Consider the following 11,917-nt stretch of genomic DNA (forward strand, 5'->3'; position numbering starts at 1 on the left):
GCGTTGGGAATCGATAGCCGGTTTCGCTGGGCGCTGCTGTTCGGAACGTTTGCCGCACTTGTCGTTGTGGCCCTGCGGGCCAAGTTTCCCTACCTCGGTGACCCGCTGGCCTTCTACTGGGCAGCTCTGGAACCCGCCGCTCACGAGGCATACGAAGTGCGACCGATCGACAAGTCCTCGCCGGTCTATGGGCTGGCTACACTTCTTGGGAAAGATATCGTTCAGTGCGACGGGTCTCCGCAAGTTCGCGCTAATGGACAAATGGGCTACCGAATACTGCTGCGCACGGTCACAAACTCCTTCCCAAGGACGGACAAACCCATCCCCACGGTGACGCATACGGACCTTGTTCTGTTTCCCCTGACAACAAATGTGACCGCGGAATTGGAGAACGGTATCCATTGGGAAAGGTTCAGAGTGGAGAAGGAGGTCGAGGCTGTCTACGCCGGAGAGGGCAACGGATATCACTGGTTCTTCCGGGGGCCGAAGTACGAACTGGGCGCCATGGCGCAACGCATGGACCTGAAGTATGGTCGGGACGGAATCGCGCTTCTAACCGACAAGTTCCTGCAGGCGAGAAGTGACAAGGCTAGGTCCAACGTTTTGAGCCTATTCTCACGCGGCGGCGATCTGGCGGTTCCTCTGCTTGCGCGGGAGATTAACGAAGATCGTCACGACTGTAGATATGACGCCATAGGCGTATTGGCAATGATCCCCGGCGAGCAAGCGACACACGTGCTTCTTGACGCCCACACGAAGTTCGACAAGGCTGAGGTTAGAAAGCGTGTTGTCTGCGGCATTCCCCGGCAAGGAGCGAAAGAACTCTATCTTGACTATCTTCTGACTCAAACGGAAGGTTTCAGGTCAATAGAACGAGTGGTGGGGATTTGCATCCAATTTGGTTGGAGGGAAGCCATCCCAGTTCTGGAAACGCTACGTCGAGATCCCCAGACAGTCTACGACTACGTCGAATACTGCAAGGCTATCCGTACTCTGGAGGGAAAGCCGATGCCAAATACGATCGTTGAAGCATGGAAGCTACCCACTCGGGAGCAACGCAAAAACGCAATCTTGTCCGCAGGCGACCCAGAGGCTGCTGTCTGGGCGGCGATATTACAGGCCACACAGGGGAATACGAAGTCTAATGCAAGGCCTGAAGACGGTGTAGAGATCTTCCGGGAACTTTCTCCGGATCTTGTGTCGCGTGTGTTGAAAGACCTCGCGACACGAACGAGAGATCATGGCGAGCGGAATAGGATTGAAGGGATTCTTCGTGAACTCGAAATGTAGTCTTGCTTAGCAGGAGCCTCGTTCATTGAACGTGGCGCGGACTACACCAAAGCTTGTATCCTCATCTCAAGGTTCTGGGCAAGATACTCACTCGCAACTGCCGAGTTTGAATCTTGCCTCGCAGAATCTCGTGAAGGCAGGCTTCCGCCAAGCAGGAATCTCACGCATGAAGAAAGCGACTCGAATTGCCTCAGTACTCTTGACCATCTTTCTACTAAGCGTGGCGTATCTCCTCTTCTGGCCTGTCGAAATCGATCCTGTCCCGTGGACGCCCCCCGTCCCTCCGGCGTTGGACGGCGCATTTGCAGCAAACAACGCCCTCGATGACATTGAACGGCTCCTTCCTGGCTACGGCGCCGGGCCCGAAGACATCGCCAAGAGTATCCACGGCCAGTTGTATATCGGCTACGAAGACGGTCGTATCGTGTGCGCGAATCCGGACGGTTCCAACCCAGAAACATTCGCAAACACCGGCGGCCGTCCCCTGGGAATGGCGTGGGACATCGACGACAACCTCATCGTCGCCGACGCGCACAAGGGACTCCTTTCCATCAACCCTCACGGCGCAGTCCGAGTCCTCTCGACGGAAGAAGGCAGCATTCCCTTCGGTTTCACCGATGATGTCGACGTGGCACAAGACGGAACCATCTACTTCACGGACGCCTCGTGGAAGTTCCACGCACCGAACTACATGGCCGATCTGATGGAACATCGGGGCAATGGCCGTTTCCTCTCGTACGATCCCAAGACCGGCAAGACAACGAAGCTCATCGGCGATTTGTGCTTCGCCAACGGCGTCGCCATCAGCAAGGATCAGTCGTTTGTCCTCATCAACGAAACGTGGAAATACCGCGTGCTGCGCTATTGGCTGACCGGCGAAAAGAAGGGCACGTGGGATGTATTCGTCGACAATCTACCCGGCTTCCCCGACAATCTCTCGACCTCGCCCGACGGCGGTTTTTGGGTGGCTATCGCCAATCAGCGCGACCCACTCGCCGACGGGATGTTGCCGTATCCGATTCTTCGCAAGATGCTCTGGCGCCTGCCCAAGGCTTTCATACCCGCCATCAAACGCTACGGCATGGTCATCAAACTCGACGCCAGCGGCAACGTCGTCCAAACACTGCAATCCCCCTCCGGCGTCTATGCCCCAATCACCAGCGTGAACGAATACGACGGCGCGCTGTATTTCGGAAGCATCGTCGAGGACGCCGTGGGCAAGCTGGTCCTTAAGGCACAGTAGCAACCGACAGACTTCCAATTGCGCAACAACGATCACGGGTCCGCCCGCTTGGGGCTTGCCCTCAAAACGAGTAGAATCGTGCGGGAGACCAATCAGAGGGGGGAAATACCGTGACATCCACATTCGGCTGTGCAGCCCTATTCGCAATCTTGTCGGCATCATTGAGTCAGAGCGCCCAAACAGAAATGGGGAAAAGCGTCCTCCACAACTTCGACTACAAAGGAGTGACTCTTCACGACGGCAACTTCAAACGCCAATTCGACGAGGTCCGCGACTTCTATCTGCGCCTCCCCAACGATGACTTGCTGCGAGGTTACCGGCTCCGCGCGGGCCTGCCCGCGCCCGGGATGGATCTCGGCGGTTGCTACATCAGCCACAACACCTTCGGCCAAATCCTCTCGGGTCTCGCGCGTATGTACGCCGCGACCGGCGACGTCGCGTGCAAGGACAAAGCAGAGTCGCTCATGCGCAGCTGGGCGGAATGCATCGCACCGGACGGCTTCTTCTTCATCGAAAAGGAACCCGGCCTTCCGCCCTATTACTACGACAAGATGGTCTGCGGACTTGTGGATCTTTACGTGTACTGCGGAACGCAGGAGGCCCTCGCGCACCTCAGCAAGATCACCGATTGGGCCATCACAAATCTGGATCGTCAGCGGCTTTTTGCGCGACCCACGGGACCCGGCGGCGGCGAATGGTACACGCTCAGCGAGAATCTCTATCGCGCCTACCTCGCAACCAGCGACGTCAAATACCGTGACTTCGCAAAAGTCTGGGAGTACACCGAATACTGGGATCTGCTCAAGAACAAGCAGGACATCTTCAAACACGATTTGAAGGGCGGCTGGTATCACGCCTACAGCCACGTCAATACATTCAGCGGACTTGGCGCGGCGTATGCCGCCACCGGCGATGCCGCCTATCTCAATACGCTCAAGAACGCGTACGACTTTCTGTGGGATACGCAGCTTTGGGTCACCGGCGGCTTCGGTCCAAACGAATGCCTCCTGCCGCGCGAACGCCTGCTCGACATGCTGCGCGACACGAACAACCACTTCGAAACGCAGTGCGGCTCGTGGGCCTGCTTCAAGATGGACAAGTACCTGCAGCGATTCACCGGCGATGCGCGCTACGGCGACTGGACCGAGCTGCTCGCCATAAACGGCATCGGCGCAAGCATCCCCATGGATCCGAACGGCGGCGTGTTCTACTACTCGGAATACCATCTCGGAGGTTCCGCGAAACACAACATGGCGCCGTGGGCCTGCTGCTCCGGCACACGTCCCCAAGCCGTCGCCGATTTCCACGACATCATCTACTACAAAGACGGCCAAAACTTATACGTCAACCTCTTTGTACCGTCCGAGGTGAACTGGGCATATGACGGCGCGAATGTGAAGCTCGTTCAGTCCACCCGCTTTCCTGAAGAAAGCTCAACTGTTTTGACCGTTCACGCGGACAAGCCGGTGGAGTTCGGGATCAAGGTGCGCGTTCCCGGTTGGTTGGCCGCGCCGATGAAGGCAACTCTAGGAGATGCCGCTCTCCCAATTCTGGTGGACGAACACGGCTGGGCCGCGTTCAGCCGCACGTGGAACGACGGCGACCGCCTAGTCCTTAACCTGCCAATGGAATTCCGCACTGCCCCTCTGTTGATAGACAAAGCATTCCCCGCAGCCATCACCTATGGACCGGTAACCATGGTGGCGAGGGACCTGAAAGGCAATCCATCGAAGAAGTTCGACTTCGCAAATCTAGCGTCCACACTTGTTCCAGCCGACGGCGAGCCCCTCAACTTTCACCTGAAGTCAGATCCCGAAGTGCTTGTGCGCCCCTTCTACCAGATGAAACAAGGCGAACAGTACTTCATGTACCTCGATCCAGACTTCGCGCTCATCCGTATTCCATACCAGGCGGCGGCCTACAGCTCCGGTTGGATCGATTTCATGACGTGGCGCGCGACCAACACGGTCGGTTCAACGGCCCAATACGAATTCACCGGAAAGAACCTCACCATCCTGGGCGCGCTCTACGACGACGCAGGTAGGATGGAAGTGAAGATAGACGGCAAGGTCATCGGCGTCATCGATCAGTATGGACCGCACCGCGGGCAGCCGCACAAGTGGAATTTCGACGGATTTGGTCCGGGCAAGCACACGCTGATCCTAACCTTGCTCCCAGACAAGGCGCCTGAATCAAAGGCCAACTACGTGAATCTTGCCGGATTCGAAATTGCGGAGTGACTCCATCGTCGGTCCAGCGAATAATGACGAGCATCTCGGGCGTGGAGTACAATCGTCTATGTATTCACACGGGGATAGCTCCATCGGATTTCCAATGAGCGGCGCAAACGAAGATCGCATTTCTCGCATCACCGGCTTTCTCGAGACGATCGATCGGCTTAAGTCCGTCGAGCGGCGCGGATGGCTCGCGGACGGCAGCCGGCGCGAGAACGCCGCCGAGCACTCATGGCATGTCTGCATGTACGCCCTGCTGCTGCACAACGAACTCGAATCCCAAACAGACTTGCACCGCATCTTGTGCATGCTGTTGGTCCACGATCTCGTCGAGGTCTATGCAGGCGATTCGTATGTGTACGACGACCGCGAAATGGCGGACCAGCACGAGCGCGAATCGCTTGCCGCACAGCGGCTCTTCGCATTGCTGCCCTCGGATGTTGCGGAGCGCATACGCGGATTTTGGGACGAATTCGAAGCGCAAGTGACACCCGAAGCCCGCATCGCGCGGGCATTCGATATCGCCCACGGCTTCTCGCAGAACGTGTTTAGCCAAGGTAAAGGTTGGCGACAAAACAGCGTCACCGAAGCCATGTCGCGAAAAGTGAATCGAGTGGCGTGGGAAACCGATCCCGTCCTGGCGGCCTTTTACAGACAATTGTATGAACGGGCGGAACGTGAAGACTTGTGGTCCAAGGAAGATCGTTCCTCGGAAACGTCATAGGCAGTACAAGGAGACTGACTCATGCATCTGATTCTTGCTTCGCTATTGGTCGTGGCATCCGCCGCGCAAACGCCTGTCATTCTCGACACCGATATCGGTGATGACATCGACGATACATGGGCGCTCGCGATGCTGCTGGGTAGCCCCGAGATCGATCTCAAACTCATCGTCACCGCCTCCACGGATACCCCAACCAAAACTCGGCTCGTAGCAAAGATCCTGGAGTCTATGGGCCGTACGGATGTCCCGATCGGGACAGGCGTGAAGACCGGCTCCGATCCCATTAACCAAGCGAAATGGCTCGGCGACAACACGCTCGATCGGTACAAAGGCACCGTCCACGAAGACGGCGTCGGCAAGATGATCGAGATGATCAACGCCTCAAAGGACAAAGTGACTCTGTGCGTCATTGGACCTCAGACGAACATCAAGGCCGCATTGGAACGCGATCCGTCCATTGCGCAGAAAGCCCGTGTCGTGTCCATGGCCGGAAGCGTCTACATCGGATACGACGGCAATCCCGAACCCCAGCCTGAATTCAACGTGTTCCGCGATGTCGCCGCCGCGCGCGCCGTTTTTGCCGCTCCCTGGGAAATCACCATCGCACCGCTGGACACCTGCGGCGCCCTGCGCCTGATCGGCGAACGCTACGAAGCCGTGAAGAAGTCCGCCAACCCGCGCGCGGCCACAACGATTGCCAATTACGACTTGTGGGTGAATCGCCATCACCACGCCGAGAATAGCAGCAGCATTCTCTTCGATACCGAAGCCGCGTACTTGTCCATCGATGAATCGCTATGCGAAATCCAAACCGTGAATCTTGTCATCGACGACAAAGGAAGCACGGTACCTGACGAAAAGGGGCGGCCTGTCCGCTGCGCCTTGAAATGGAAGAATCGCGACGCATTCGAGAAGCTCTTGGTCAAACGTCTGACCGAGTAAGTAGTACCCGCAAGAAGTTGGGGACCCGAACATGAATACGCAAGACTTCGATGTAATTGTGATCGGATCCGGAATGGGCGGTCTTGCATTGGGCAGCATACTCGCCCAAATGCGCAAGAAGCGCGTCCTCATTCTGGAGCGGCACTATCGTCTAGGCGGATTCACGCACGCATTCGACCGGCCCGGCGGCCGCTCGTGGGACGTCGGCCTGCACTATGTTGGCGACATGCATCCCGGTTCCATGTCTCGCTCCCTATTTGATTTCGTCACCGCGGGCGGGGTGGACTGGGCGCGAATGCCATCACCGTTCGAGAAGTTCGTCTATCCCGATTTTACATTCGACGTGCCCGACGATAGCCGCGAATGCCGGCAACGTCTTGTCGACAGATTTCCGGACGAGCGGGCCGCAATCGAACAGTATTTCAATGACGTGAAGGCCGCCAGCCGCTGGTTCTCCATGCATCTCATGGCGAAATCGGCGCCATCGGTTGTCGCGTTACCCGTCCGGCTATTCAAGAAAGCTTCGGATAGTCTTGCGCTCGGCACTACGCGTGAATACATGGAGCATCGCTTCCGCGATCCGCGCCTCCGCGCGGTCCTGCTTTCTCAGTGGGGCGACTACGGCCTGCCTCCGTCTCAAAGCGCGTTTGTGATTCACGCCTTAATCGTGTCGCATTACTGGCGCGGCGGCTACTATCCCGTTGGCGGCGCGGAGACCATCGCGCAGGCGATCCAGCCCATTATCGAGACACGCGGTGGCGCGTGCCTCGTGAACCATCCCGTCACTGAAATCCTGCTTGAAGGGAACAAAGCCGTAGGCGTCAAGGTCCGGGTAAAGCACGGGAAAGAGGTGTCGGAGCGCGAGTTCCGCGCACCCATCGTAGTCTCCAACGCAGGCGCAGCCGTGACATACCGTGACCTGTTGCCCGAATCGGTTTCCGCGCTGTTTCGCGCCGAGCTGGACAGGCTGGCGAGTGGCGTCGGCTGTGTGACGCTCTACATCGGATTCAAAGAGAACCCAAGCGCTCTGGGATTCCGAGGCGAGAACCATTGGATCTTCAACGACTACGACCACGATGCGGTCTATGCCGCTCGTAATGAGCTGCTTAATGGACGTCCAGCCTTCTGCTACCTGTCCTTTCCGTCGCTCAAGAATCCCCATGCGAAGACCCATACCGCCGAGATCATCGCGCCGGTCGATTACGAACCGTTCCAGTCGTGGCGTGAACAGCCTTGGCACAAACGGGATGCGGCCTACCTGGATCTGAAAGCACGGATTGGCGACTCAATGCTCGACTTTGTGGAACGGCATTACCCCGGCTTCCGGAATCTCGTCGACTACACCGAACTTTCCACCCCCTTGAGCGTAGAACACTTCACGGGACACGTGCGCGGGACCATTTACGGGTTGACGGCCGTCCCCGACCGATTCCGCGCCTCATGGCTCGGGACCGATACCCCCGTGCGGAATCTATTCCTGACCGGCGCCGACGTGACCACGCCCGGTATCGTCGGCGCGCTCATGGGAGGCGTCGTAACGGCGGCACGGCTGACTGGAGGGGCACTCGCTTGGATGCGGATCATGGAGGCAGCAAAAGCCGCTGGGAAGGGACCTTCCAATAGTTGACCGCGGCTACTCTTGTCGCACTCTGGCCGGAGCCGGTGACACCCCCGCAGAACATCCATGAACCTGATTCCCATTTGTGGGAAATTTGGGTGCGTCATCTGGTAAACTAGTTGTAGCGCAGTGTCTGGGGATACGTTATGGCGTTGTCATGGTTTGGCAAGTCCAAAGGCTCAAACGAACTCGCTCAATTGATCAAGAGTTGCCAAGCCCTCGGCGTAGTCATGGAAGAGGGGGAGGGGAGCGGGAAGCGAGTCGTCAAGCTCGCGATTAGTCACGAGCCCGGCCCGCAGTGGTTCACCGTTACGCACGAATGCGTAACCGTGTACGCCGACCAAGCGGAAGGCCTCTGCAGTTACGCCAATCTCGAACCCGACGTGTTCCTCCTTCTCGGGGCGATTCTCGGAATTATTCAATGGCGAGCCCTTATTCTGAACCCCCTGCTCGCTTCGCAAGACGACTTACGTCACGCCCAACCGTCCCGATGCCTATTCGCCGAACAGCCCACCAAAAACGAGTACGCCCTCGTTCTTGAAGACCTTCACATCTGCCGGGGCTGTCTCCAGTTTTACCGATGCCTGGGGGGAGAGGGCGATATCGAGGCGCTTCTCGTGCTCATGGCCCGTCTGCGCGACCCCTTGACGCCATCCTCGTATATTCGATTGTCATAGCTGGGACTTCGGGTCCAGTTCATATTTGCGCTGCTTCCGATTCCGGCTGCCGATACAACTGACAGGATTACGCTCACATTGGAGGTCAAATGAGAGGGGTCTGCTCCGTTCTTGCCACAAGTCTCGTTGCGGTATCTGCGTTTGCTCAACTCATGATCTCGGGTAACGAAGCCAAGATTGACCTGACTTCCGGCACTCCGCGCGGCATCGCCGGCGCTCCACCGGACAGCCTGACTATCCTCGACTTCGATACGTTTCCGCCCACTGTCCGCCATATCGACAACATCAAGAATACCGTGATTGGTCCTCCCTCCAACATCGCGATCACCCCTGACGAGTCGCTGGCCCTGGTTGCGAGCTCCGTCGTCCTGGACCCGAAAGACCCGGCCAAGTGGGTGCCGGATTCCGTGATTCACGTGCTCGACCTGAGAACGGATCCACCAAGCGTCGTTCAGGAACTTGCCACGGACAAGCAACCTTCCGGCATGTCGATTACCCGCGACGGCAAGCGGGCGATTGTCGCGAATCGCGCGGCGGGCACGGTCTCGCTCCTCGCGATCGACGGCACAACGGTCTCGATTAAGCAGACGCTGGAAGTGTGCAAGCCCGAGGACAACATTTCCGACGTGGCCATCACGCCCGACGGAAAGACGGCCTTAGCAAGCGTTTGCGAAGCCGGATACATGGCGATGCTGCACATCGAAGGCGACGCTCTCACACTCGACGAACGAAAGTTTTCCGTGTGCGGCAAACCCTATCGCGTCGTCATCAGCCCCGACGGCCGGTTTGCCTTGACCGGCGGTTCGGGACAAGGAGTGCCCGACGTGGACGCCGTGACGGTTGTCGATCTATCGCTCAATCCGCCGCGAACCGTCGACTATGTGTTAATCCCGCCGGGTCCGGAGTCCCTCGAAATCAGTCCCGACGGCAAGTTGGTGGCGGTCGTGATCATGGCCGGTTCAAACCTCCCCGCCGACAAACCCCTGCATACGGAGCAAGGCATCGTGGTACTGCTCGCGCGCCGCGAGAACACTTTCGTGAAAGTCCAGGAAATCCCCACCGGGCCCATTCCCGAGGGCGTCGCCTTCTCGCCCGACGGTAAGTATCTCGTGGTTCAATGCCATCCGAAGCGCGAACTGTGGTTCTTTGAAGTCGTGGGTGAAACCTTGCGCGATACCGGCCAGCGGATTGGCGTTCCCGCCATGCCGTCGTCGCTCCGGATTGCGGACAAGCCTTAACCAGAATCAACGAGAGACAGCGCGGAAGGGGGAATCGCACGGTGGGAATCGCATTCGCAACGATAGCCGTTTTGTGTGCGCTCGCGGAACCGGACACGAGCTACGCGTTCTTCAGCCAATCAACGGTGGCGTCGCACGACGAGAACTACAAACACGGACTGCCGTCCATGGCGCGGCTCTCCGACGACCGCATTCTCGTCGTATGGACGCGGTTTCCATCCGATGGCAGTGAAGACATGGCCATTCTCGGCTCGTTCTCTTCGGACGCAGGTTGCACGTGGTCGCAACCTCAACTCCTGATCGATCACCCGAAACTCCTCGACGCCGACCCAAGTGTTGTCGTATCCGGCTCGCGTGTTTTGGTGACCTGCACAACCGCGACCTTCGCGGAAGGAATTCGCGAGTCATCCACGTGGGCCGTGCGCAGCGAAGACGACGGCAAGACGTGGTCCGAGCCGTACGTTATCCCGATGAACCACAAGTACACCTGCGGCAAATGCCATCGCGGACTACGGCTGAAATCGGGCACATTGCTTCAGGGATACTCGTGGGACATCCTCTGCGAATCGGGCACGAGCCATTCGTCCGAGGGGCAGATGGACCTGCGCGCGGGCGTGATGCGGTCCACCGACGACGGACTGACGTGGACCAACGGCGGCGATACCACCGCCGAGTACGTCAAAGTCGCCGAAGGCGCGGTCCATGGCACAGACGAGCCCGCCATTGTCGAGCTGGAAGACGGGTCCATCTACATGCTCATGCGTACCGGCGCCGACCACTTGTTTGAAGCACGCAGCACCGACGAAGGACTCACCTGGAGCGATGTCCGCCCCAGTCCTCTGACCGGCTCCAACGCGCCCGCGGCGTTATCGTCCTTTGTCGCCGAACATGGACGGCGCGGCGTCTTCGTGGTCTGGGACAATGCCCTGACGAGGCACCCTTTGTGTGCGGCGGCCTCGTTCGACGGCTGCAAAACGTGGACGACGCCCAAAGACATCGCAGCGCCGTACGAAGGCGACATGCAAAACTCCTATCCGTCCTGCGTGCAAGCCGCCGACGGAGCGTTGCTCGCCGTGTGGCAACGCGACGTGCCCGGCGGTCGGAACGTCGTTCTCGCGCGTTTCAGTTCGGCTTGGCTGCTGCAAGACGTTGAGTCCAGCGCTTCTAACGTCCCGGCCGTGGTCCTGTTTGGCGACTCCACAACCGCGCCACGAGGGCCACTGAACACCTTCGGAAAACTCCTTGCTGCAGAACTACCGAAAGCGGCTGTTCGAGCGAATGTCGTGAACGCAGGAATCCCTGGCGACACGACTGTTCAGGCGCGCGCGCGTTTTGAGTCGGACGTACTCGCCAAGAACCCCGCTGTTGTGACCATTTCGTTCGGCATCAACGACAGCGCCATCGATGTATGGGATGGCGCATCAGCGCCGCGCATTTCCCTCGAAGAATTCGAAGCGAACCTTGTTTATTTCGTGCAGACTCTCAAAGCACGCGGCGCGAAACCCATTCTGATGACGCCCAATCCGCTGGCCTGGACCGCCCAACTGCGCGGGTTGTACGGCAAACCGCCCTATTTTCCCGATGACCCCGAGGGATTCAACGTTACCTTGGAACAATACGTTCCCGTCATTCGAAAAGTCGCCCAAGCCGAAAACGTTCCGCTCATCGACATCTACACCCTTTTCAAAGAGCGCCGCGCGGAACACCCCGAACAACCCCTGCTTCTCGACGGCATGCACCCCAACGACTGGGGCCACCGCCTCATCGCCGACCAACTGATTTCCGTGATTCCAGCGATGCTGCCCATGGCCAAACCGTAACGACAGTCGCCCGTGACGCGACGGATAGATCGAGCACGTCCGATTCCAAGCCAGATCCTTCGTCCGCCGGAGGCGGCCTCCTAAGGAACGGACTCTGCAAGTTGCTTGCGCCCTTACAGGGCTCACGTTGG

At 58.4% G+C, this 11,917-nt stretch carries 9 protein-coding genes; all 9 read left to right on the forward strand.

The genetic code is table 11. The annotated features are described in order from the left end of the window. Positions 1–1,290: hypothetical protein (locus K1Y02_21225; GenBank protein ID MBX7258899.1), on the forward strand; the 1,290-nt coding region annotated here is incomplete at its 5' end. 166 nt (positions 1,291–1,456) lie between these two features. Continuing rightward, positions 1,457–2,533: an SMP-30/gluconolactonase/LRE family protein gene (locus K1Y02_21230; GenBank protein ID MBX7258900.1), complete on the forward strand. Its 1,077-nt coding sequence runs from the start codon at positions 1,457–1,459 to the stop codon at positions 2,531–2,533. Positions 2,534–2,643: 110 nt separating this feature from the next. Beyond that, on the forward strand, positions 2,644–4,773 hold the full coding sequence (locus K1Y02_21235; GenBank protein ID MBX7258901.1) for a glycoside hydrolase family 127 protein: 2,130 nt from the start codon (positions 2,644–2,646) through the stop codon (positions 4,771–4,773). A 58-nt stretch (positions 4,774–4,831) separates the two neighbouring features. Beyond that, the gene (locus K1Y02_21240) at positions 4,832–5,491 is read left to right on the forward strand and encodes an HD domain-containing protein (protein MBX7258902.1); all 660 of its coding nucleotides are present in this window, start codon (positions 4,832–4,834) and stop codon (positions 5,489–5,491) included. A 21-nt stretch (positions 5,492–5,512) separates the two neighbouring features. After that, a complete protein-coding gene (locus tag K1Y02_21245) occupies positions 5,513–6,433 on the forward strand; it encodes a nucleoside hydrolase (protein ID MBX7258903.1) in 921 nt (306 codons plus the stop codon). A 31-nt stretch (positions 6,434–6,464) separates the two neighbouring features. Then, positions 6,465–8,060: an NAD(P)/FAD-dependent oxidoreductase gene (locus K1Y02_21250; GenBank protein ID MBX7258904.1), complete on the forward strand. Its 1,596-nt coding sequence runs from the start codon at positions 6,465–6,467 to the stop codon at positions 8,058–8,060. A gap of 137 nt (positions 8,061–8,197) precedes the next feature. Beyond that, positions 8,198–8,728, forward strand: a complete 531-nt coding sequence (locus K1Y02_21255; protein MBX7258905.1) for a hypothetical protein — start codon at positions 8,198–8,200, stop codon at positions 8,726–8,728. Between the two features lie 89 nt (positions 8,729–8,817). Then, positions 8,818–9,966: a hypothetical protein gene (locus tag K1Y02_21260; GenBank protein MBX7258906.1), complete on the forward strand. Its 1,149-nt coding sequence runs from the start codon at positions 8,818–8,820 to the stop codon at positions 9,964–9,966. 41 nt (positions 9,967–10,007) lie between these two features. After that, positions 10,008–11,786 (forward strand): exo-alpha-sialidase, encoded by a 1,779-nt coding sequence (locus K1Y02_21265; protein MBX7258907.1) that lies wholly within the window; start codon positions 10,008–10,010, stop codon positions 11,784–11,786. Positions 11,787–11,917 lie beyond the last annotated feature (131 nt).

It is taken from the genome of Candidatus Hydrogenedentota bacterium (assembly GCA_019695095.1).
Lineage (GTDB): Bacteria > Hydrogenedentota > Hydrogenedentia > Hydrogenedentales > SLHB01 > JAIBAQ01.